Origin of the sequence: Kitasatospora sp. NPDC058063 (assembly GCF_042885395.1) — a bacterium.
In the GTDB taxonomy this organism is placed as follows: Bacteria; Actinomycetota; Actinomycetes; order Streptomycetales; family Streptomycetaceae; genus Kitasatospora; species Kitasatospora lactacystinica.
Window position 1 is genome coordinate 62452 of sequence record NZ_JBHVSD010000010.1, and the last position, 22462, is coordinate 84913.

Here is a 22462-nt window from a genome sequence, read left to right on the forward strand (position 1 = left end):
GCCGGGCAGCCTAACCGGCGGCGCCCGACGCCGACCAGGCCGCGGCCCAACCGGCCAGCTCCGCCGGGCGGTTGGTGATGATCCCGTCCACGCCCGCCGCCGTGAGGGCCCTCCAGCGGGCGGGCAGGTCGACGGTCCAGACGTTGACCGCCACCCCGGCGGCGTGCAGTTCCCCGACCGCGCCGGGGCGGGCGGAGAGCGCGTCGTCCGAGGGGTGGTAGGCGGTCAGGCCGAGGTCCCGGGCGGTGGCGACCGGGTCGGCGTCCAGGGTGGAGCGAAGTAGTGCGAGGGGCAGTTCGGGGGCCAGTTCGCGGGTGTGGCGCAGGGCGTCGACCTCGAAGCTCTGGACCATGACCCGGTCGGCCATGCCGTGGTCGCGCACCTCGCGGACGATCCGGGCGACCTCGTCACGGCTGTGCGGCCCCTTGATCTCCAGCAGCAGTCTGCCGCCGCGGATGCGCAGGTCCTCCAGTTGGACAGCCAGGGTCGGCAGGCGGGTGCCCGCGTAGGCCGGGGCGAACCAGGAGCCGGCGTCCAGCGCGTCCAGTTGGGCGGCGGTCAGCTCGCGGATCCGGCCGGTGCCGTCGGTGGTGCGGTCCACGGTGTCGTCGTGCAGCACGTACGGGACGCCGTCCCTGCTGGGCTGGACGTCGTTCTCGACCCACTCGGCGCCCGCCCGGCGGGCCACCTCGTCCGACACCAGGGTGTTTTCCGGCGCGGCGGAGGCGGCGCCGCGGTGCGCGTACACGGTCGGCGGTGCGCCGGCCGGGCGGAGCCGGGTGTCGGCGGCGGGTGCGGCGGAGGCCGGGGCGGCGGCGGGTGCGGCGGCCGACCGCACCGGCGCCCCGGCGAGCGCGACGGCGCCGATGGCGGCCCCCAGCAGCGCGGCGACGAGAACGGTCCGACGGCGCCGCTGCCGGGGGTGCCGGGGGCCTTGCCGGGGACCGCGATTGGGTGTCATGTCCCGCACATTACGGCTGTCCGGCGCCTGCGGCCCGATGACACCGGCATCCGGGGCGACACGCCGGCGCACGGAGCAACAGCCGGTGCCGCGCGCCGGACAGGCGAGCTGCAACAGGTCCGGGCGGGGCCGGACGGGTGCAGAGCGCCGGGCCCTTGAAGGCGGACGGCACCAGCGGGAGGCCCGCCCCGGCCGTGGGCCCCGGCAGCGGGCGGGTGCGGTGGCGCAGCCGCGGGTTCGGCCCGACCTCCCGCATCGGGGAGACCGCGAAGCGCATCCGCGCCAGGTCACCCGCCGTGAACGGCAGTCCGGCCGCCGAGCCCCACCCCCGTGGATTCACGCATGGTCGAATCGTTGGCGCTCAGGCCGGTGCAGCCGTGATCATCATGGGCATGACTTCGAGCGCAGTTGCCAACACCCCCGTCACGCCCGTCACCCCCGTCACGGCCGCCGCCTCCGGCACCTGGAAGCTCGGCGACCGCACCGTCCACCGGATCGGCTTCGGCACGATGCGTCTGCCCCAGACCGGCCCGGCACTCGTCCCGCACGCCGTCCCCCGCGACCGCGAGCAGGCGCTGCGGGTGCTGCGCCGCGCGGTCGAGCTGGGCGTCAACCACATCGACACCGCCGCCTTCTACTTCTCGCCGCTGCGCTCCGCCAACGAGCTGATCAACCGGGCGCTCGCGCCGTACGCCGACGACCTGGTGATCGCCACCAAGGTCGGCCCCGGCCGCGGCCTCGACGGCGAGTGGGTCGAGCACGCCCGCACCCCCGAGCGGCTGCGCGCCCAGGTGGAGCAGAACCTGCGTCAGCTCGGCCGTGACCACCTCGACCTGGTGAACCTGCGCGTCCTCGGCACCGACTCGGTCGCCGAACGCTTCGGCGCGCTGGCCGAGTTGTGCCGGGCCGGGCTGATCCGCCGACTGGGCCTGTCCAACGTCCACCCGCACCAGCTCGCCGAGGCGCAGACCATCGCGCCGGTGGTCTGCGTACAGAACCCGTACGGCATCGGAGCCACGCCGGCGCAGGACGAGGTGCTGCGGATCTGCGGGGAGCAGGGCATCGCCTTCGTCCCCTTCTACGCGATCGCCGGGGCCGGGCGGGAGGGCGGCGCCGGCGAGGCCGAGCCCGCCCAGGTCCGGGCGGTGGCCGAGGCGCGCGGGGTGAGCACCGCGCAGGTGCGGCTGGCCTGGACCCTGCACCGCGGCCCGCACGTGCTGGCCATCCCGGGCACCGGCAACGTGGCGCACCTGGAGGACAACATCGCCGCCGGGGCACTGCGGCTGTCGGCCGAGGAGCTGGCGCTGCTGGACGAGGCCCACGCGGGCTGAGGCAGAACCGGGCACGGCCCGAGCCGGAACCGCGCACGGCCCGGGCCGGAACGGGCACGACCTGATCCGGAACCGGGCACGGCCCGCGGCGCGTCACTCCGGGGCGAATCGATCTTCGTCCACCGTGAGGAGCCCCCGAGCATGACCGACCTCGCCACCCGCTATCTCTACCTGGCCCGCCACGGCGAGGCCGCCTCCGAAGGCGACGGCACCGGGCTCACCGCCGCCGGACGCCGGCAGGCCGCCCTGCTGGGCCGGCGGCTGGCCGGCCGTCCGGTCTCGGTGCTGCACCACGGCCCGCTGCCCCGGGCCGCCGAGACCGCGCGGCTGGTCGCGGAGCAGCTGACCGGCGTGCGGCCGCAGCAGTGCGAGGAGGCCGGGGACTTCGTGCCGTACGTGCCCGAGCGGGACGAACTTCCCGAGGACAGCGCCGAGTTCCTGCTGAACTTCCTCTCCTCCACCACGGCGCAGGAGCGGGAGCAGGGCGCCGCGCTGGCGCGGCGGGCCGTCGAGCGGTTCACCGGGCCGGTGCCGGGCCGCGAGGAGCGGCACGAGCTGGTCGTCACCCACGCCTTCCTGGTCGGCTGGCTGGTCCGGCACGCCCTGGACGCCCCGGCCTGGCGCTGGCTCGGCGTCAACGCGGCCAACGCGGCGCTGACCGTCCTGCGCTACACCCCCGGCCGGCCGCCCGCCGTGCTGCTGCTGAACGACCAGGGCCACCTGCCGCAGGAGCTGCACTGGACCGGCTACCCTCCCCAACTCCGCTTCTGACAAGGGCCCGAGCGCCTCTCCGAGGGACCCCCGAAGGATCGCCGGAAGGCCGCCGGAGGACCGTCGGAGGACCGTCGGAGCGGCCCGACGGCCCGTCGACAAAAATATGCAGACCGGTCTACTATCGCCGCATGGGAGTCAAGGGCGAGGAGACCCGGGCCCGGCTGATCGCCGGCACCAGGGAACTGATCGAGGCGCAGGGCTACTTCGGGACCGGACTCAACCGGATCGTGGCCGCCACCGGCGCCCCGCGCGGCTCGCTCTACTTCCACTTCCCCGGCGGCAAGGACCAGTTGGTGGCCGCCGCGCTCACCCAGGCCGGCCAGGAGGTCGAGGCGCTGCTCACGGCCCTGGCCGGCGAGGGCGCCGACACCGCCACCCTCGCCGAGCAGCTGATCGAGGCCTTCGCCGAGCGCCTGGAGCGCTCGGACTACACCAGCGGCTGCCCGATCGCCACCGTCGCCCTGGAGGTGGCCGGCACCAACGAGACCCTGCGGACGGTCTGCGCCGGGCTGTACGCGGGCTGGCAGCAGGTCCTGGCCGACCGCCTGGAGCGCGAGGGCTTCGGCCCGGAGCAGGCCGCGGCCGCCGCCGGGCAGGCGCTCGCCCTGCTGGAGGGGGCCGTCCTGCTCGCCTCCGTCCGGCGCAGCCGCGAGCCACTGGACCACGCCCGGCACGCCGTCCGGCACTTGCTCGGCAGCCGGTAGCCGGAGCGCGGGCGGCGGGCCGTTCCGCGCCGCCGCCCGCCCGCGCCCGAAAAATATGCAGACCGGTCTACTGATTCTGGATCTCTGGAGTTCACCGTGACCCCCGCCCCACCGCCCCGGACCCTCGTCCTCGGCGCCAGCGGCTTCCTCGGCCGCTGGCTCGTCCTCGAACTCCTCGGCCGCGGCGAGCCGGTGGCCGCCGCCGTCCGCGACACCACCGGCGCGGACACCCTGCGCCGGTGGCTGCACGACCACGGCGCGGACGGCACCGCACCGACCACCGTCACCGCCGACCTCACCCGCCCCGGCCTCGGACTCTCCCCCGAGGACGACGCCCGGCTCGGCGAGGTCCGCGACGTCCACAACCTCGCCGCCCGCTACGCCTTCGGCCTCACCCGCGCCCAGGCCGAACCCGCCAACGTCCACGGCGCGCTGCACGCCCTGCACTGGTCCGCCACCCGACCCGGGCTGCGCCGCCTGGTCCACCTCTCCGGCTACCGCGTCGGCCGCGACCCGCGGCCGCGATACCCCCTCGACCCCTCCGCCACCGCCACCCTCTACACCCGCCTCGGCGCCTACGAGGCCTCCAAGCACCTCGGCGACGCCGCCGTCCGGGTCACCGCACCCCGCCTCGGCGTCCCGCTCACCACCGTCAACCCCAGCAGCGTCATCGGCCACTCCCGGACCGGCGAGGCCGGCCAGTACCTGGGCCCGGCCCAGCTCGTCCGGCAACTCCACCGCGGGCGACTCCCCCTGCTGCCCGGCACCCGGCAGACCTTCCTCCCCGTCGTCACCGTCGACCATCTGGCCCGCTTCCTCGCCGCCGTGCCCGAGCACGACCGCGACCCGCTCGCGGCCCACACCGTCCTCGACCCCACCACCCCCTGCCTCCCCGAGCTGATCACCCTCCTCGCCCGCCACCTCGGCGTCCGCCCGCCCCGCGCCCTGATCCCCGTCCCCCTCGTCCGCCGCCTCCCCCGCGTCCTCACCGGCGCCGCCCCGGAGACCCTCACCTTCCTCTCCGAGGACCGCTACGACACCGGCTCCGCCGATCGCCTCGCCGCCGACGCCGGCCTCACCCACCCGCCCCTCGCCCCGGCCCTGACCCGCTGGGCCACCCGCCTGGTCGAGGAGGGATTCGGCACACCGTGACGCCCGCGTGGGAAGTCGGCCCGGCCGACTTCCCACGCGCCACGGCGCCACCCACAACTCCAACAGCCATCGATGCCGCGCCGATGCGCGACCGTCTCAATCAGGGGGAGGCGCAGGCGAGTTCACGGATTTCCTGGCGAATCTCGGCGTACGTCCCGTCCGGTTCCGCGCGGGGGCCATGGGCGGTTTTCGGTGTGAGCTTTTCGTTTTGGCCTCGGCTTCGAGCCGGTAGGCACGCCGATCACTCGTCTGCCTACTGTCGGCCCTCACCCGGCGCACCAGCTGCGGGCTCTGCGCCAAAGCGGCGTCAGCTTTCCGTGAGAAGGATTTCCTTCAATTCGCTCAGGCTGTCGATCCGGTAAGTTGCCCGGGAAAAGTCGTCTGCCTTCGTGAACTCGTTGTGGACAACGGCACAGTCGATGCCGGCGGCCACCGCCGAGGCCAGTCCCCTGGCTGAATCCTCCACGACCAGGGTCTCCTGCGGGGAGGCGCCGAAGCGCTTCAGCCCGGCCAGGTACGGTTCCGGGTTCGGCTTGGCGAGTTCGTAGTCCTCGCGCACAAGGACGAAGTCCATGAACTGCCTGATCTGGCGCTTCTCGTGGATGATGTCGAAGTCGGCCCGCTTCGAGGTCGTCACGATGGCCATCCGGGCAAACCCCGACAGTTCGGCGAGAGTGTCGACGACGCGGTCGATCTCGATGGCCTCGGTCCGCAAGTACTCCTGGTAGTAGCCGTTACGGGCCTCGCGAACCCGAGTGAGGGTCAGGTCGTCGATGCCGGCTGCCCTGGCCTGGACCCAGGAGCCCGCCCCCAGGGCCATGTCCCGGAGGTACTGGTCCTTGTCCAGCGTGAAACCGGCCTCCGCCAGGGCGCGTTCCGCGGATCTGAAATACCAGAACTCGGTGTCGACCAGGACACCGTCATGATCGAAGAGTATGAATTTCTTCACGGAATCATTCCTTTCCGGCGGCCGCGGCGGACCGGCACATCCCCGCGGATCGTACCGTCACCAGCCGGCACCGATCAGCTTGAGCCGTTCGTGGAACAGGTGCGTTCCTGCTCCTGCCCGGATGTGCCGGGCCTTCACCCGTGCGTGACGATACGGCCGACTTCGCTGCACTGCCTGGACCGAAGCTGTCGGGCGCTGCCGAGCGTGATGCGGCCCGAGAAGTACCCGAAGTGGCAACGCAAGTGCGGCTACAGCGGCAGCGCGGCGGACAGCATCCCCGGCCAGGCTTCGTGGGACCGGCTAGGCGCACCTGCCGCTTGACCTGAGCCAGAGCTTGAGGGCCGGATGACAAGAACCCTTGTCATCCGGCGTGTTCAAGCGGCGGTTGCTGGTAGAAGTTCAGCACCTGCCACTGAGCGCCGTCGTCGGTGCCCGGGGCGGCGGTGCGTCCCGGGTCCGGTCAGGAAACCGCCAGGGTGACCTTCCAGTTGATGGCCCACGGCGGGCAGATCGTGCCGCGGTCCGGCACGCAGCGGCCGATCGCGGTGATGGCGGCCGTCCCGGCGGCCGTCACCGAGAAGGTGCCGTGGGAGTCGCCGTTGGGTTCGGCACTGCCCGCCGTCTGCGAGAGCAGGGCGGGCGTCGAGGTGCCCAGGGCGTACCAGTACCAGGTCACCGTGTAGTCGCGCACGGCGAGGATCTCCACCTGCACGGTGTCCCCCACGTGCGCCTGGACAGTCGTTCCGTTGGCCGGACCGGAGATGGTGACGGTGGCGGGCGCGGGGTCGGGAGCCGCCGCTGGTGCGGCGGGTGCGGCGGTCGCGCCGCTCAGCGTCAGGGCGAGGGCGGCGGCGGGCACGGCGAGCAGTCTCAGGGCGTTCACGGCACTCCCGGTACTCGGAGGATCGGCGCCCGGAGCCTCCCGTCTACCGGTCGCCCGTACCGCCTGACAACGGTCTCCGGCCACCGCCGGACGAAGCTGCGTCGATCGGACGCCCCCACCGACCGTCGATCGCCGTAGCGGCCCTCCTCCGCCGCCGGGGAACACGCCCCGGGCCGACCGGCGAACGGTCCGCCGGGCCGGTCGCCACGACGACGGAGAGAGGCTCGGCGAACGCCCGCGACGACCGGGAGCGGATCCAGGGCGTCCGGCCGCCCGACCCCTTGGCGGCAGAGGCGCGCGCGCTCGCGCGGACGGACGGCGCGGTCGCTGCGACGGCGCGGCTGAACCTCCGGCAGGCCAGGGCGTACCTGCCGGCCGTACGGGACGGGCCCGAGCCGCCCGAGGCGTTGGCGCACCTCGCCGTGGAGGGGTCGCCTGCCCGCCGCTACCGCCCCGGGCCGAGCGCCTACGCCTCCCGCTCGAAGAGCAGCAGCGTCCAGTGGACCTCGCCCCGGCCGTGCAGGTCCGCGCGGGTGGCGCGGTGGAGGAGGCGCAGCCCGCAGTCGGCGGCGAGGGTGACGGTGGCCTCGTCCGGGAGGTCGAACATGTGGCGGCCCGGCGGGACGGGGCCGTGGCGGACGGTGAGGGCGAGCCGTCCCGCGGGGGCGAGGAGGCGGGTGAGGGCGGCCATCGCGGGTGGGCGCTCGGCGGGGGCGAGGTGCATCCAGACAGCGGTGAGCAGGACGAGGTCGTAGCTCGTGCCCTCGGCGACGAGCGCGGGCAGTTCGGGCAGCGCGTCGGCGACCCAGCGCACGTCCGAGCCGGCGTGCAACCGCTCTCCGACGGACCGGAGTTCGGGGGTCGGCTCGACCGCGACCACCCGGTGGCCGAGGGCGGCGAGGGCGGCGGCGTCACGGCCGGTGCCGGCTCCGACGTCCAGGACGGACGCGGGCGGGGCCGGGTACAGGTGGTGCAGCTCGCGGTGCACCTCGGTGAAGCTCACGCTCTCGTACTGGACGGCGAGTTGCTCGGCCGCCGCGCCGTACCCGGCGGTCCCCGCGGGCGTGATCACTGCGCCTCCCGGACGGCCACCGCGTCCCCGGCGGCGGCCGCGCGGGCGAAGAAGTCCCGCAGCTCGCGCAGGTCGTGGACGACGAGCGTCGCCCAGGCCTCGGACCACGGCGTCGGGTAGCCGAGGTGCACGGCCGTACGGGCGAGCACGCTGTTCTGCTGGCGGACGAGTTCGCCGAGCGCCGAGTCGCGCAGGAACGCGGAGGCCGCCGCGACCTGTTCGGGGCGCAGCACGGGCACGGCGCCGTCCGGCAGTGCGCCGTCCGGCTGGTGCGGGCCGCCGCCGTAGACGGGCAGTCGGGCGGCCGGGTCGGGATGCAGGCCGTTCTCGGTGAGCGCGAGTTCCATCAGGACGGCGGTGCGCCGCACGCCGAGGGCGAGGCCGGCGGCGGCCAGCCGGTCGTACCGGACGTCGCGGTCGCGGGGCACGAGTTCGCCGAGTTGCTCCGGCGAGCAGGCGCCCACGGCCCGGCCCGGCAGGCGGTGCCAGAAGTGATCCACTCTCACCCGCTCAGCGTAACGAAGGAACGGGTCCGTCACTCCTGCACCGAGCGGTTCGGGTCGCATCGCACCGCGCCACATCCGTTCAGGCCGGGACATACCGGACCGCTCCGGGCCGCCCGGAACCCGCCCGGACCGCCCGGACCGTGTGTTCGGGCGGTGCGTTCGGGCGGTGCGTTCAGGCTTCGCCCGGGTGCCAGGCGGGCCACTCCCAGGGGCGGTCGGCCCAGTGGACCCGTTGCGGGTCGCGCGGGTCGAGGTCCGGGAAGAGCTGGTGGACGCGCGGCTCGAACTCCTCCTGTGCGAGCGGTTCCCAGCCGTGGCCCTCGAAGTGGATGAGGCGGTAGCGGCTGTCGGTCCGGAACTCGGCCACCTCGACCAGGGGTTTGGACGTGCTGTTGGTCTCCATGTCCCCCAGCATGTGGCGCGGTGGCAATCAACGCCCGTCCAGACCCCTCTTCCGGGTCATGTCCCGGCGTCGGCGCGCTCGTTGAGCACGGAAAGGTTCTGAGGGGGGCCGCTGGAAGGACGAGCACATGACTGGGCAGCCCACCGGAGGGCAGTGGCAGTGGCCGCAGAACGCTTGGCAGCCGCCGCCGGTCCCGACGAATCCGCTACCGCCGTGGTCCACCGCCACGCCGCCGCCGAGGCGTCTGTCACGCAGGGCCTGGACGGCCGCGATGGTCGGGACGGGCGCCGTGCTGGCCTCCGTCCTGGTGATGTGCGGGCCGGGGGCGGGTGACGAGCTGAGCGTGGCGGCGCTGCCGGACGCCTCGCCCTCCGCCTCGGACCCGGCGGCGCAGTTGCTGCCGGTCTCCCCCTCACCGGCCGTGCCGGCACCGTCCCCGCTGCCGCCGCCCACTCCGGGCGCGGTGATCCCGGTGGGCGGGCCGGGTACGACGGCGGCCGCGCCCGGTGCCGGGGCCGGTGCGACGACCGACGCCGCGCACGCCTCGGCGAGCGCGCGCCCCAAGCCGGGGCACAGCCCGCACGCCCCGGCTCCGGCCCGCGGCCAGTCGGCCGCGCCCACCCCGGCGGGTGCCGGGGCGGGCGGGGGCCGGAACAGCATCTGCGACCAGGCCGAGCGGGCGGGCCACTGGCCGGCCGGGTCGGAGTCGGCCCGGCTCTGCCACAGCATCTACGGCTGAATCCACGGCTGAGCCGAGGGCGGCCCCGGAGCCATGGACGCGGCCGAACCGGTCGGGCCGGTCGGAATCACCGAACCGGTCGGGCCGGCCTACCCGGTGGGGCCGGCCGGCGCGGTCGATCCGGTCGGCGCGGCAGAACCGGCCGGTGCGCCCGGGGCTCCCGCCGTCCCCAGCAGTCCCTTGTCCAGCCGGGGCGCCAGTACCCGCGCCAGGGTGTCGGTGATGTGCCCGGTGTCCCGGTACAGCACCACGCCCTCCAGCACCGCCGGGCAGGAGGGCCCGGCACCGGGGCAGAGCAGCGGGCCGAGGTCGAGGGTCCGCACCCCGTAGCGGGCGGCGAGCCCGCCGTCCAGCACCGGGTCGGGCTCGAAGGCGGTGTCGCGGGGGAAGAAGCAGGCGTCCGAGCGCCCGTCGGAGGCGGCCAGGCAGGTCGGGATGTCCTTGCCGGGCATCGGGGTGTCGCCGAGGTAGGCGAGCGGGGCGCCGAGCGCGGTGAGCCGGTCCAGGGTGCGGGTCCAGCCCTCGGCGCGCTCCTCCTGGCTGCCGTACCGGTTGAGCCCCGCCATCAGGACCAGGCGCGGCTTGGGGCCGGAGGTCAGCCGGGTGAGGGTGTTCTCGCGCCAGCGGTCGCACTCGTCGAAGGTGCGGCCGAGCACGTTGTTGCGCACGGTGAGGGTGGCCAGCGGGCAGCCGGGCTTGACCAGGACCTCCAGGGCCCAGTGCCGCTGCTCGGCCAGGGCGAGGCCGGCAGAGATCCACTGCCCGGCGTGGGAGTCGCCGAGCAGCACGATCCGGTCGGGGCTGTCCTCGGCGCCGAAGAGGCAGCGCGGGCTGCTGTCGGCGTTGAGCGGGATCTCGCAGCCCTTGCCGGGCGGGAAGTCCTCCCGGGCCCGGGCCAGCGACGGCGTCAGGGTGAGCACCCGGGCGCCGGGGGCGAGCAGGCTCGGGCCGTCGGGGGCTCCGGCGGGGGCCGCCACGGGCCCGGCGGAGGGGTCGCCGAGAGCGCGCACGGTGCCGCCGCCGAGGGTGAGCGCGGCGATCAGCGGGATGACCAGCGCGCTGGCGCCGACCGCGAGCCCGCGCCGGGGGGCGGGGCTGCTGCCGTAGCGCAGCGGCTGTTCGACCAGCCGCAGGGTGAGCCAGGCGGGCAGCGCGGCGGCGGCGGTGAGCGCGAGCAGGGTGGTCCAGGGCAGCGGGCCGTAGCGGGCCTGGGCGATGGTCAGCACCGGCCAGTGCCAGAGGTACCAGGCGTACGAGAGCCGTCCGGCGGCGCGCAGCGGGCGGGTGGCGAGCAGCCGTCCGGCGTCGGCGGCGCCGGGGGTGCCGTGCCCGGCGAGCAGGACGGCGGCGGTGCCGAGGACGGGCAGCAGCGCGGCGGTGCCGGGGAAGGGGGTGTTGCGGTCGTACAGGAACACCGGCGTGAGCACGGCGGCGAGGCCGAGCCAACCGAGCACCCGCAGCGTCCGCGGCACCGGGCGCCGCTCGGCGCGGGCGGCCAGCGCCGGGCCGGCCAGCGCCGCGCAGGCGCCGGCCGCGAACTCCCAGAGCCGGCTGCCGGTGGAGAAGTAGGCGAGCGGCGCGGAGGTGGCCGTCCAGCGCAGGCAGAGCACGAGCGAGATCCCGCCGACGGCCACCGTGGCGAGGGTGATCGCCAGGGTGCGGCGGCGCCCGTGGAGGTAGCGGGCGAGGCCGAGCAGCAGCACGCCCCAGAGCAGGTAGAACTGGTTCTCCACGCCGAGCGACCAGAAGTGCTGCAGCGGGCTGGGGTCGCGTTCGGCGGCCAGGTAGTCGGTCTGCTCGCCGACGAAGCGCCAGTTGGCGAACTGGCCGGCGGAGGCGATCAGGTCGCGGGCGAGGTCGGTGCCGCGCAGCGGGTCGAGCAGGGCGCCGCCGGCGACGGCGGTGGCGACCAGCACGGTGGCGGCGGCGGGCAGGATGCGCCGGGCGCGGCGGGCGGCGAAGTCCCACAGGCCGAGCGGGCGTCCGACGAGCAGGCCGGTGATCAGGAAGCCGGAGACGACGAAGAAGACGTCGACGCCGACGAAGCCGCCGGTCAGGCCCGGGACGGCGGAGTGGAAGGCGAGGACGGAGAGCACGGCGACGCCGCGCAGCCCCTCGATGTCGGGGCGGAAGGCGGTGCGCCGGCGGGTCTGCCCGCTCTCGGCGACAGCGGCGCCCTGCGGGGCGGCGGGTTCCCGGCCCACCCGGACGACGCCGGGCAGCAGGTCGGTGGGTGTGTCGGTCGCGGCGGGCGCGGCCGGCGGCGACGAGGCCGAGGAGGACGACGGGGACGGGGACGGGGCCGAGGCGGATGAGGAGGACGAGGCTGAGGACGATGGTACGGCCGTTGACACGGCGGTGCTCCTTGCAGGGCTGGCAGCGGTTTGTCGGGCCCGCCGGGCCGATGGGGCGGCCGGGCGGTGTCCGCGCCGGTGGGGCGACGCGCAAGGAAACTCGGTGGGACAGAGGTGGTGTGACGGTCCGTCAGAAGATCAGCGGGTCGGCCCAGCCGGAGGCCATCAGCCCGCACAGCAGCAGCACGGCGGTGACGGCGACGGCCTCGGCGCGTCCGAACCCGAGGTCGGAGCGGCCCGGTGCGGGCGCGGCGACCTCGCCGACGGCGGCTCCCTTGCCGCCGCCGGTGCCGTTGAGCAGCGGCCGCAGTTCCCGGATCAGCGGGATCATGGTGTAGGCGGTGAGTGCGAGCAGCCCGGCGAGCGCCCAGTACGGCCGCCAGCCGTGCAGCAGCGCGGCCCGGACCAGTCCGGCGGCGCCCGCGAGGACGACGAAGCCGAGCCAGCCGACCCCGATCCGGGCGACGGCACGGGCGAGCGAGCTGCCGCCGGACACGGCGCCGGTGGGCACCCAGTCGGCGGAGCGGCGGCGCAGCGCGTGCACGATGGCGACCACGTGGCAGAGCCCGCCGAGGAGTTGGACCCGGGTGACCTCGAAGCGCCAGCGGGTGCGGGACATCGCGGGCAGCAGCACCAGGGCGACCCAGATCGGCGGCAGGAACGGCAGCACCTGCCAGGGCTGGATCTCCTCGGGCCGGAAGAACAGCATGATCAGGGCGGGCAGCGGCACGGCGAAGACGTTCACCGCGCTGGTGACGTAGCCGAGGATGCCGTTCCAGAAGCAGAGCCGGGCGGACCGCGGGAGCGGCCCCTTGCGGAAGTCCGGGTCGCGGACCAGGGCCAGGGAGCCGAGGCACCAGCGGTACTGCTGGCTGATGAAGGCGGGCAGGCCGGTGGGCGACATGCCCTTGGCGACCAGCGCGGGGACGTAGCGGGTGGCCCATCCGGCGCGGGCGAGGGCGAGGCCGGTGTAGAGGTCCTCGCTGTGGTCGATCTCGGCGAAGCCGCCGATCCGCTTCAGCGCGGCGCGGCGGTAGAGGGCGTTGGTGCCGCAGCAGACGGTGCCGTCCTGCGCGTCCCGGGAGGGCTGGATCCAGCGGTAGAAGATCTCCTGGGTGGCTCCCGCGGCGCGTTCGAGCCAGGACATGTCGGCGTCCGTGTCGAAGCACTGCGGGCTCTGCACGATGCCGACCTCGGGGTTGTCGAGGTAGGGCACCAGGTGGTGCAGGAAGTCGGGGCGGGGGCAGAAGTCGGCGTCCAGGACGGCGACGATCTCGCCGGTGCCCTCGGCCAGGCCGTGGTTGAGGTTGCCGGCCTTCTTGAACCGGCCCCGGTCGGGCCGGGCGTGGTACCGGAAGCCGTAGGACTCGGCGAGTCGGCGCACCTCGGGGCGGCCGGCGTCGTCGAGGACCAGCACGGTCAGCTCGCCGGGCCACTGGACGGCCGCGGTGTGCCGGTAGGCGTTGTCGAGGACGGCCAGTGGTTCACCGGCGGTCGGCAGCAGCAGGTCGACGCTCGGGGCGCGGTCGGGGTTCCAGGCGCGCAGCAGCAGGTCGTGGGAGTCGCGGGTGAAGCGCCGGGCGCGCTGGCCGTCGGTGAGCGAGAGCAGCCAGGTGGCCGCGTTGAGCACGGTGAGCACCAGGAAGGGCCAGAGCAGAGGCTTGCTGAGGGCGAACAGGCCGAGCGTGGCGGTGGCTCCCGCGTAGGAGAGGGTGGCGCAGAGCAGCACCCAGCGGCGCTGCGGGCCGAAGTACCAGTAGAGCTCCTCGTCGTCGGGCGGGCTGGGCAGGCGGTGGTCGTCCGGGTCCGCGGGTGTCCGGCGCGGACCGGTGTCGGATGCGGGCATGGCGGTGCCATGGAGTACGGGCATGCGGAAATGGCCCCCCTGGGCAGCGGACGGAGCGTGGCCGTTCGCGCTCAGCTTCTCACATTGGCCTAGACCAATAATGAACGAGGTATGACATCTCCGCATCGCCCCAGCTCAGTGACTTGACCGTGCGTCACCTGCGGAGATCCGGTCCAGCGGAACTGAACCGGACCCCGAGCCAGAGCCGTTCCGGGGGTCGTCAACTCCCCGGCCGGTCATGGCTCCAGCACCTCCGCAGCCGTCAACTTCCGTACACGGACGTCCATTCCGTCAGGAATCCGCCTTCAAGTCCTTGACGAGGTGGGCGAACCGGAGGTCCGGCCGGAGCGGGATGCCGAAGCGCTCGTCGCCGTACGGGAACGGGCTGAACTCCCCGGTGCGCCGGTAGCCGCGCCGCTCGTACCAGGCGATCAGTTCGGCGCGCTGCTCGATCACCGTCATCTCCATCGCGCCGACGCCCCACCGCTCGACGGCCAGCCGCTCCGCCTCGGCCAGCACGGCCCGGCCGATCCCGCCGCCCTGGAGACCCGGGCGCACCGAGAACATCCCGAAGTACGCCCGCTCGCCGCGCTGTTCCAGCTGGCAGCAGGCGAGCAGCTCGCCGTCCCGCTCGGCCAGCAGCACCAGGCCCTCGGAGTGGCCCACGGCCTCCGTGACGGCCTCCGGGTTGGTGCGCCGGCCGTCCAGCAGGTCCGCCTCGGTGGTCCACCCGGCCCGGCTGGAGTCGCCCCGGTAGGCGGACTCGACCAGGGCGACCAGCGCCGGTACGTCGGCGGGCGTGGCGGGCCGGAACACGGGCTCCCCGTCGGGCCGGGCGGAATCGGTGGCGGTCTCGGTCATGGCTGGTCCTCTCCTCACGTGCGGGGCCGCCCGTGGTGGCCGGCCCGCGGGCATCGTGCCACAGCGCGCCGGGCGCACCCGGAGCCGCCCCGGAGCCCCTCCGGTGCCGACCGCGGCCCGCTCCCCTCCCCGGTTCCGGTTCCCGCCCCCGGCCGACCGGACCGGCAGAACCGGCAACGCCGGTTGCCGGTCGCGGTGTTCCGGCATATCTGACGTGCGTTCACTATGTGAAAAAAGATGCCTGGTGGCGGTGCCAGGTACATGGCTACTCTGCGGTACGGCCGGTCAGGCCCCGGCCGAACCGGGTCAATTCGACCCTCCCCCTGCTCGGACCAGAGGAGTGCCCATGCCCCGCTCTTCCCGCTCCGCCCGCACCACCGGCAGCGACAGACCGGCCCGCCGCCGTCTGCCCGCGCTCGCCGCCCTCGCCGCCGCGACCGCCCTGGTCGCCGGCGCGGCCGCCCCCGCCTACGCGGCCGACCCCGCCCCTGTCGCCCCCGTCGCCGAAGGCCGCCCCGGCTTCCACCCCGAGCAGGACTTCGCCGGCTCCACCGTCGCCGCCCGCGAGGGCCGCAGCGCGGCCGCCCCGCTCGCCTCCCTCGCCGCCACCCAGACCCCGGGGCTGGACGTCTCCAGCTACCAGGGCAACGTCAACTGGTCCTCGGTGGCCGCCAACGGCGCCAGGTTCGCCTACGTCAAGGCCACCGAGGGCACCGGCTACACCAACCCGTCCTTCGCCCAGCAGTACAACGGCTCCTACAACGCCGGGCTGATCCGCGGCGCCTACCACTTCGCGCTGCCGAACGCCTCCTCCGGCGCCACCCAGGCCAACTACTTCGTCAGCCACGGCGGCGGCTGGTCCGCCGACGGCAAGACCCTGCCGCCCGCGCTGGACATCGAGTACAACCCCTACGGCGCCACCTGCTACGGCCTCAGCCAGAGCGCCATGGTCGGCTGGATCCGGGACTTCAGCAACACCGTGCACTCCCGCACCGGCCGCTACCCCACCATCTACACCACCACCAACTGGTGGACCCAGTGCACCGGCAACAACGGCGGCTTCGGCACCACCAACCCGCTCTGGATAGCCCGCTACGCCTCCTCCGTCGGCACCCTGCCGAACGGGTGGGGCTACCAGACCTTCTGGCAGTTCGCCGACTCCGGCACCTTCCCCGGTGACCAGAACTACTTCAACGGCGCGGCCGACCGCCTCCGCGCCCTCGCCCTGGGCTGACGGCCGAGAGCCGACGGCTTGACGGCTTGACGGCCGAGGGCCGAGGGCCGAGGGCCGACGCACCCGCGCCGGTGCGGGGCGCCGCAGGGCGTCCCGCACCGGCCGGTGTCGGACCAGCGGGGGTTCACAGGGCCTTGAGGCCGTCCATCAGCTGCTGGCCGCCCGGGCTGCCGAGGCCGGTGCACGGGTCCCAGCCGGGCCCGGAGGGGTACGCCCCGTTGCTGCCGACGGTGATGTCCCGCAGGACGCCGGTCGCGAAGTGCGCGTACAGCAGCGGGTTGAGGAAGCCGACCCGGTGGCCGAGCCCCTGGTTGATCCGGGCCAGCAGGGCGGCCCACATCGGGGCCGACGCGCTGGTGCCGCCGACCAGGTCGACGTGCACGCCGTCCACGTTCGGGACGACCACGCCGGTGTTCCGGGAGGCGACCGCGGACACGTCGGGCACACCCCGGCCGTGCACGTGCGGCGGGTTCGCGGCGACCGGCATCGTGAGGCCGACCTGGTAGGGGGGCACCGGGAACATCCTGCTGATGCCGCCCCCGGTCCGCGCCCCCGGTCCGTCGTCCCAGACGATCTCCTGGTCGACCGCGCCGCCCTGGACCACCAGGTGGGTGCCGCCGACGCCGAGCACGTGCGGGCTGGACGCGGGGAAGTCGGCGTGGGCGCGCTCGCCGATGTGGACGTCCCGGGAGCCGTCGTCGCCCGAGGCGCAGCAGATGCTGATGTCCTTGGTACCGGCGTTGATGAAGACGCCGTCGACGTTGGCGACGCCCGCGGGGGTCCAACGCGGTCCCCCGTCCTCGGTGTTGCCGTAGCTGCTGGAGATCACCGCGGGCCGGTTGACGGTGTCGGTCGCGATCTGGTTGACCAGATCGGTCCAGCCCTGTTCGGTGAACTTGCTGAAGTAGACGACGATCTTCGCCCCGGGTGCGAGGGAGCCGACCACCGCGAGGTCGAGCATGATCTCGTCGGTGCTGTCGAACGGGTCCGCGGTGGCGTCGCCCGGGCCCGGGTCGTTGCCGGGGGATCCGACGTTCTGGATCACCACATTGGTGATGTCCGGCACGGGCAGCCCCAGTGCGGTGAAGTACGTGCGCAACGCGTCCGACGAGTAGCCGCCGGAGGGCACACCGGGCGACGTCTCGCCGTTGAAGGCGAGGACGGCGATGCACTGGCCGGTGCCGTCGAGACCGGCCGGGTAGGTGTACGGCTTCGCGAGCTGGTGCGGGAAGAAGACTCCCGTCGGCAGGGCCGGTACGGCCTTCGCCGTGATCGGGAGGCTGACGTCCGTCCGGTGGATCAGCAGGTTGGCGCCGATCGGCCGGTCGTCCAGGCCGAACACGCCGGTGATGACGCCGCTCAGCTCCTCGGGGACGTGGACGGCGCCCTCGCGGCCGCGGTAGACGCGGGGGTTGTCGCGGGCGTCGTGGTAGCGGTAGCGGGCCAGGGTGACCCGGAAGGCGTCCGCGACGTCCCCGGTGGTGCCGGTCAGCTGGACGCTGCGGGCCAGCGGGTTCTCGTTGGAGACGGCGAGGCGGTGCTCGGCGGCGAAGGTCTCGACGGCCTTCAGGTCGGTGTCGCGCCAGCGGTGGACGGCGGCGTACTCGCCGTCGGTGGGGACGGTCCGGCGGGTCGGCGGCTGGAGCGCCAGCTCGTACAGGTCCGGCCGCGGGGGCGCGTCGGGGTCGCGCCGCAGGTAGACGGTGACGGTCAGGGGTGCCCGTGGGTCGGCCGGTCCGATGACCCGCGCTCCGTCGAGCGGAACGCGGGAGCTGTCCGGCAGCGCCACGTAGTGGTTGGTCGACATGATCGCTCCAGCGGTCGGGTCAGCGCCGGGAGCCTCGCGACTCTTGGTCGTGTGCTTTCGACTGTCCGTGTACGGCACACGCTTATGTCGTACACGTACAGCGTCCTCCCGGCCCCCGGCGCCGTCAAGGGGCCGCCGGGGGACGCGAAGTGGACGCGAACAGGAACGCGGCGGGACACCGACGGGCGCCGCCCCCGGCCGATGCCGGGGGCGGCGCCACGGGCTGCCCGGGCTCAGCCGTCGATGCGGTGCTGGCTCCAGAAGGAGGTCAGGTCCACGGTGGTGGCGGCCTGGGCCGCGGCCTTGAACTCCGCGGTGGTGGAGACGCCGTTCCAGTGCGCCTGCACGTAGTTCCGCAGCAGCGTGGTCATCGCGGTGTCGCCGATCGTCCGGCGCAGGTCGTGCAGGGCGCACTTGCCGTAGCCGTAGACGACCGTGGAGTAGCGCGAGGAGTTGGCGTCCCAGTACGCCATCGAGTTGGTGATCTTCTCCGCCGAGGAGGCCCAGGAGACGCTGTTCCAGCAGCCGTTGCCGGTCTTGCCGAGGGCGAGGTCGGTGGCGTAGTCGGTGAAGGACTCGTCCAGCCAGGGGCTGTTGTACTCGTCGTCGCCCACGATGCCGTACCACCACTGGTGGCCGATCTCGTGGGTGAGCGCCGTGGTGCTGACCAGGTCGAGGACGAAGCCCGGGTACTCCATGCCGCCGAACCAGAAGTTGTTGTCGATCACCGCGTCCAGTTCGCCGTACGGGTAGGCACCGAAGCGCTGGGCGTGGGCGTCGACCGCCGAGGTCGCGGTGGAGAGCATCGACTTGGAGTCGGCCGCGCTGATGCCCGCCACCGAGTAGACGTTGACCTTCACCCCGGCCGCCGAGGTGCCGGAGATCCTGGTGAACGGTCCGGCGCCCCAGGCGAAGTCGCGCACCTTGCTCGCGGTCGCCTTGGTGACGGTCCGGCCGGTCGTGCCGGGGGTGTCCACCGAGGTGCCGGTCGCGGGCACCAGCAGGCCGGTCGGGTGGTCCAGGGTGACGGTGAAGTCCGAGGCCACCGAGTAGAAGGACTCGCCGTTGTTGGTGTACGGGTCGAGGTGCCAGCCGGCCGCGTCCCGTATCGCCAGGACGGGCAGGGCGTTGCCGAGGAAGTTGTACGCGCCGTCGTGGCCGAAGCGGTCCGCGCCGCTCGGCACGGTGATGCCGAGGTCGAAGCCGACGGTGCCGCTCTGGCCCTGGGCGAGCGGGGCCGGCAGGGTGATCTTGAGCGCGGTACAGTTCACCGTGAGCGGGGAGGGCGTGCCGCCGGTCACGTTGGTGACCGTGATCGGGGTGCTGGGGCAGCTGCCGTGGGCGTTGTCCCACAGCCGCAGGTACACCTCGTTCAGCGCGGTGGGCGAGGCGTTGCTGAAGGTCACGCTCTCGTGCCCGGTCCAACTGCCGCCGGAGGCATCGCTGCTGAGGTCGACGGTGTACGCCGGCGCGGCCGGGGTGCGGGTCGGGTCGCCGGGCTGGGGGGTGGTCCCGCCGCCGGAGACGTCCAGGGTGACGTCGTCCAGCACGAAGCTGGTCTGCAGGCTGGCGTCCTCGACGCCGGTGAAGGCGAGCGTCGCGGTCTGGCCGGCGAAGGCGGAGACGTCGACGGTCTTGTGCACGTACCCACTCCCGGCGTCCAGGTTGGAGTAGGTGGCCACCGTGGTGGAGCCGAGTTTGACGGTCAGCTTGTCGTAGGCCGTACTGGCGGTCGTCTCGGCGGTGTCGACGTGCAGCCAGAAGCCGAGCGTCGCGGTGCCGCACCCGGCGGGGAGGGTGACGGACTGCGAGAGGGTGTCGGTGTGGCTGGAGCCGTAGCCGTCGAGCCAGGCGTAGGAGCTGCCGGAGTGTGCGCTCTGGCCGCTGTCGGCGGTGATCGCGCCGCTCGGCGCCGTCCAGGGCGAACTGCCGGACTCGAAGCCGCCGTTGGCCACGACCTGGGCGGGCGTGCAGTCCGCGGCGCTCGCCACGGTGGGGGTGGCGAGCGCCGCGAGGCCGGTCGCCGCGAACAGCGCGGCGCCGGTCAGGGCAGGCAGGAGTCTTTTCATCGGAGCCTCTCGTGGGGATCGGGCCGGGAGCAGCAGAGTGACAGCAAACCCGCGCCTTTGAAAGGCTCATGACATGAGACGCATACGCCTCACCCGGCGGGCCGGCCCCTCGGGGGACCGGCCCGCCGAGGGGCCACCTCGCCCTAGCGGACCACCGGCAGCACCACCGCCGCGCCGCGGCCGGTCGCCGCCTCGATGAAGTCCACCGGGTCGGCGACCCGCGCCAGCAGCGCACGGGTGAAGTCCAGCGCCCCCTCGGCGGGCGGCGGGCCGCCGACGGCCGCGATCAGGTCGAGCAGGTGGACGGTCGCCTCCATCAGCGCCACCTCGCCGAGCGCGCCGACCGTCACGCTGCCGAGCAGCGGGTGCGCCACCGCGGTGCCCGGCGGAAGGTCCGCGAGGCCGTCCAGCGCGGCCGGCCCCTCGACGCCGAACCGGGCGATCAGCACAGCGGGTTCGGCCACCTCGGCGACCTGCTTCGCCGCCTCGGCGACCTGGTCGGCGGCGGTGTGGGCGATGCCGCCGGGCCGGTTGTAGACACGCAGGATTCCGGCCCCGTCCACCACCTCGGGCCGCCCGTCCAGGACGGCCGCGCGCAGCCCGGTGAACATCTCCGGCACCGGCGCCACGTGCGCGTACAACTCCCGTACGGTCCACCCGGGCAGCCGGGTGGGCCGCTCCCAGTCCTCGGCGGCCAGGGCCGCGCCCCGCTCCGCCCAGGACACCCAGGCCTCCGCCAACAGCGCGCGCACCGGGTCGTTCTGACTGCTCATCGGCTCTCCTCGGAATGGTGATCACGGGGTCTCCCCACGCTATCCCGGGCTCCCGGAAAACCGTTTGCCGCCCCCCTCCCCGGGCCGTCACCATCGGCCCATGACCGACTCCGCCGCCCGCCCGCTGCCTACGCCCGCCGCCCACCCGGCCCCGGGCCGACAGCAGCCCGGCCGTCCCCGGAGGCCCGACGCCGCCCGCCCATGAGGGCCGCGCTGGCCGCCGGGCTGCTCGCCGGGCTCGGCGTGGCCGTCCCGGTGGGGGCCGTCGGGGCCTACCTGGTGTCGCTCACCGCGCGCACCTCGCTGCGCACCGGCGCCTGCGCCGCGCTCGGGGTGGCCACCGCGGACGGGCTCTACGCGCTGCTCGCCGCGGCCGGCGGCACCGGCCTCGCACCGCTGGTCGAACCGGTCGCCCGGCCGCTGCGGATCGTCTCCGCCCTGGTGCTGCTGGCCCTGGCCGCCCGGACGGCCGTCACCGCGGTGCGCGGCCGTCCCGGCACCGCCGCCGGGCCGCGGGCCGCGCCGCCCACCCCCGCCCGGGCCTTCCTCGCCCTGCTGGGCATCACCCTGCTGAACCCGCTCACCGTGCTCTACTTCGCCGCCCTGGTGCTCGGCGGCGGCAGCCAGGAGGGCGCGCCGGCCCGGGCCGCCTTCACCGTCGGCGCCTTCACGGCCTCGGCCTGCTGGCAACTGCTGCTGGCCTCCGGCGGCGCGCTGCTCGGCCGGGCGCTGACCGGCCCGCGCGGCCGGCTGCTCACCGCGCTGGGCTCGGCCGCCCTCGTCGTCGCCCTGGCCGTCCGGCTGCTGCTCGACTGAGTCCCGGGGCTGAATCGAATCCGCGCCGAATCCGGGGCTCGGGTCCCGGGTTGGCGGCCCGGGACCCGCGCCGTCGGCCACCCCCGCCGACCACGCACCGCAACCGGACCGACCGCCCCGGTCACCGGCCCGCCGTCCGGAAACCCGCCCCACGCCTGCTCACCACCGCCCACCGAACTCCGCGGCGCCGGTCCGCCACCGCCGCGTCGGCCACCCTCCGCAACCGACCCCGCCGCCCCGGTCGCCGTGCCGGTCGCCCCCGCCGCTCCACCGCCGGTCGGCTGACCAGCGGGATCGGCGAACCGACCCGGTAAATCCTGTTGACCCGTTTACGTCCGATTCCTACCTTGTATCCTGGTTCTGTATCCGCTGAGTGACATCCGCCGAAAACGCCGAACCCCAGCCCAGGCAGCGGGCCCCGCGCCACGGCCGGTCCGCCGGACCGTCCGAACGGCCCGGGCGCGACCGGGAACGCTGCCACCGACCCGGAGGAGTGCGGAGATGGCCGAGCAGGACGCCCCCGAGAAGCGGGGCCGGCTGAGCCGCCCGCTGGTGCTGGGCGCCGCCGTGGCCCTGGTCGACCGCGAGGGCCTGGGCGCGCTGACCATGCGCAGGCTCGCGGCCGAGCTCGGCGTGGAGTCGATGGCCCTGTACCGCTACACCCCGGGCAAGGAGGCCCTGATCGACGGCCTGGTCGAGGCCTACTTCGACGAGATCAACGCCCGGCTGCGGGCCGGTTCCACCGGCGGTTCCCACCCGGACGGCTGGCGCGCCGAACTGCGCCGGATCGCCCGGGCGTTCGCCGCCACCGCGCACGCCCACCCCGAGATCCTGCCGCTGGTCGCGACCCGCCCGCTGGCCGTCCCGGTGGCCCGCCGCCCGGCCTCGGTGCTGGACCTCACCGAGCACATCCTGGCCGTGCTCGGCCGGGCCGGCTTCGACGACGCCGGCTCGCTGACCGTCTACCGCACCTTCGTCGCCTGGAACCTCGGCTGCCTGCTGGTGGACAAGCGCCAGGTGGTCGACAACCCGAGCGAGCCGGACCCGGCGCTGCGGCTCGGCCTGCACCGGCTGCCCGCCGCCGACTACCCCAGGCTGCGCGCCCTGGTGCCCCGGTTCGCCGACTTCGACCACGAGGCCGAGATGCTGAGCGGCCTGGACAGCCTGCTCGACGGGATGCCCGAGCCGCCCCTTGACGACTTCTACCGTGACGGCGGATCCTGAGGAT

The 22462-nt window shown here is 74.4% G+C and carries 20 protein-coding genes; 8 read left to right on the forward strand and 12 right to left on the reverse strand.

Going from position 1 to position 22462, the window contains the following annotated elements:
- Positions 1-10: 10 nt before the first annotated feature.
- Positions 11-961, reverse strand: a complete 951-nt coding sequence (locus tag ACFVUY_RS19025) for a glycerophosphodiester phosphodiesterase (RefSeq protein ID WP_387731207.1) — start codon at positions 959-961, stop codon at positions 11-13.
- A 392-nt stretch (positions 962-1353) separates the two neighbouring features.
- On the opposite strand from ACFVUY_RS19025, the gene ACFVUY_RS19030 reads away from it, so the two are divergent.
- The 4 genes from ACFVUY_RS19030 (at position 1354) to ACFVUY_RS19045 (ending at position 4922) form a co-directional block, all read left to right on the forward strand.
- Positions 1354-2292, forward strand: coding sequence for an aldo/keto reductase (locus ACFVUY_RS19030; protein WP_387731210.1), 939 nt, complete (start codon positions 1354-1356; stop codon positions 2290-2292).
- Between the two features lie 141 nt (positions 2293-2433).
- Positions 2434-3063, forward strand: a complete 630-nt coding sequence (locus ACFVUY_RS19035; protein WP_387687355.1) for a histidine phosphatase family protein — start codon at positions 2434-2436, stop codon at positions 3061-3063.
- Positions 3064-3194: 131 nt separating this feature from the next.
- Complete coding sequence (locus ACFVUY_RS19040) at positions 3195-3770, forward strand: TetR/AcrR family transcriptional regulator (RefSeq protein ID WP_387687353.1); 576 nt, start codon at positions 3195-3197, stop codon at positions 3768-3770.
- Positions 3771-3866: 96 nt separating this feature from the next.
- Positions 3867-4922, forward strand: a complete 1056-nt coding sequence (locus ACFVUY_RS19045) for an SDR family oxidoreductase (RefSeq protein WP_387731213.1) — start codon at positions 3867-3869, stop codon at positions 4920-4922.
- Positions 4923-5229: 307 nt separating this feature from the next.
- Here ACFVUY_RS19045 and ACFVUY_RS19050 read toward each other — a convergent pair whose 3' ends face one another.
- The 5 genes from ACFVUY_RS19050 to ACFVUY_RS19070 all read right to left on the reverse strand — a co-directional run bounded on the left by ACFVUY_RS19050 (position 5230) and on the right by ACFVUY_RS19070 (position 8735).
- Positions 5230-5871: an HAD family hydrolase gene (locus tag ACFVUY_RS19050; protein ID WP_387731215.1), complete on the reverse strand. Its 642-nt coding sequence runs from the start codon at positions 5869-5871 to the stop codon at positions 5230-5232.
- Between the two features lie 460 nt (positions 5872-6331).
- The gene (locus ACFVUY_RS19055) at positions 6332-6754 is read right to left on the reverse strand and encodes a hypothetical protein (protein ID WP_387731217.1); all 423 of its coding nucleotides are present in this window, start codon (positions 6752-6754) and stop codon (positions 6332-6334) included.
- Between the two features lie 466 nt (positions 6755-7220).
- The gene (locus ACFVUY_RS19060) at positions 7221-7826 is read right to left on the reverse strand and encodes a class I SAM-dependent methyltransferase (RefSeq protein WP_387731219.1); all 606 of its coding nucleotides are present in this window, start codon (positions 7824-7826) and stop codon (positions 7221-7223) included.
- The gene (locus ACFVUY_RS19065) at positions 7823-8332 is read right to left on the reverse strand and encodes a DUF1877 family protein (RefSeq protein ID WP_387731221.1); all 510 of its coding nucleotides are present in this window, start codon (positions 8330-8332) and stop codon (positions 7823-7825) included. Before ACFVUY_RS19065 ends, ACFVUY_RS19060 begins: the two co-directional genes overlap by 4 nt.
- Before the next feature lie 172 nt (positions 8333-8504).
- Positions 8505-8735 carry a hypothetical protein gene (locus tag ACFVUY_RS19070; protein ID WP_359911059.1) on the reverse strand — a complete coding sequence of 77 codons (231 nt, stop codon included), beginning with the start codon at positions 8733-8735 and terminating at the stop codon, positions 8505-8507.
- Between the two features lie 127 nt (positions 8736-8862).
- Here ACFVUY_RS19070 and ACFVUY_RS19075 point away from each other — a divergent pair, with 127 nt between their 5' ends.
- Positions 8863-9474 (forward strand): hypothetical protein, encoded by a 612-nt coding sequence (locus tag ACFVUY_RS19075; protein WP_387731223.1) that lies wholly within the window; start codon positions 8863-8865, stop codon positions 9472-9474.
- 89 nt (positions 9475-9563) lie between these two features.
- On the opposite strand, the gene ACFVUY_RS19080 is transcribed toward ACFVUY_RS19075, so the two are convergent.
- The 3 genes from ACFVUY_RS19080 to ACFVUY_RS19090 form a co-directional block, all read right to left on the reverse strand.
- Positions 9564-11828 (reverse strand): acyltransferase family protein, encoded by a 2265-nt coding sequence (locus ACFVUY_RS19080; protein WP_387731226.1) that lies wholly within the window; start codon positions 11826-11828, stop codon positions 9564-9566.
- A gap of 130 nt (positions 11829-11958) precedes the next feature.
- A complete protein-coding gene (locus tag ACFVUY_RS19085; protein ID WP_387731228.1) occupies positions 11959-13698 on the reverse strand; it encodes a glycosyltransferase in 1740 nt (579 codons plus the stop codon).
- A 267-nt stretch (positions 13699-13965) separates the two neighbouring features.
- On the reverse strand, positions 13966-14535 hold the full coding sequence (locus ACFVUY_RS19090; RefSeq protein WP_387687333.1) for a GNAT family N-acetyltransferase: 570 nt from the start codon (positions 14533-14535) through the stop codon (positions 13966-13968).
- Positions 14536-14881: 346 nt separating this feature from the next.
- On the opposite strand from ACFVUY_RS19090, the gene ACFVUY_RS19095 reads away from it, so the two are divergent.
- Positions 14882-15769: a lysozyme gene (locus ACFVUY_RS19095; protein ID WP_387731231.1), complete on the forward strand. Its 888-nt coding sequence runs from the start codon at positions 14882-14884 to the stop codon at positions 15767-15769.
- Between the two features lie 124 nt (positions 15770-15893).
- Here the strand turns inward: ACFVUY_RS19095 and ACFVUY_RS19100 are convergent, their stop codons facing one another.
- From ACFVUY_RS19100 to ACFVUY_RS19110, 3 genes are all read right to left on the reverse strand, one after another.
- A complete protein-coding gene (locus tag ACFVUY_RS19100; RefSeq protein ID WP_387731233.1) occupies positions 15894-17576 on the reverse strand; it encodes a protease pro-enzyme activation domain-containing protein in 1683 nt (560 codons plus the stop codon).
- A gap of 233 nt (positions 17577-17809) precedes the next feature.
- Complete coding sequence (locus ACFVUY_RS19105; protein WP_387731236.1) at positions 17810-19645, reverse strand: M1 family aminopeptidase; 1836 nt, start codon at positions 19643-19645, stop codon at positions 17810-17812.
- Positions 19646-19788: 143 nt separating this feature from the next.
- Positions 19789-20418, reverse strand: coding sequence for a maleylpyruvate isomerase N-terminal domain-containing protein (locus tag ACFVUY_RS19110; RefSeq protein ID WP_387731239.1), 630 nt, complete (start codon positions 20416-20418; stop codon positions 19789-19791).
- 201 nt (positions 20419-20619) lie between these two features.
- On the opposite strand from ACFVUY_RS19110, the gene ACFVUY_RS19115 reads away from it, so the two are divergent.
- Together ACFVUY_RS19115 and ACFVUY_RS19120 are read left to right on the forward strand one after the other, a co-directional pair.
- Positions 20620-21234, forward strand: coding sequence for a LysE family transporter (locus ACFVUY_RS19115; RefSeq protein WP_387731241.1), 615 nt, complete (start codon positions 20620-20622; stop codon positions 21232-21234).
- Between the two features lie 501 nt (positions 21235-21735).
- Entirely contained in the window at positions 21736-22458 is a 723-nt protein-coding gene (locus ACFVUY_RS19120; RefSeq protein ID WP_387687321.1) for a TetR/AcrR family transcriptional regulator, read from the forward strand.
- Positions 22459-22462: the final 4 nt, after the last annotated feature.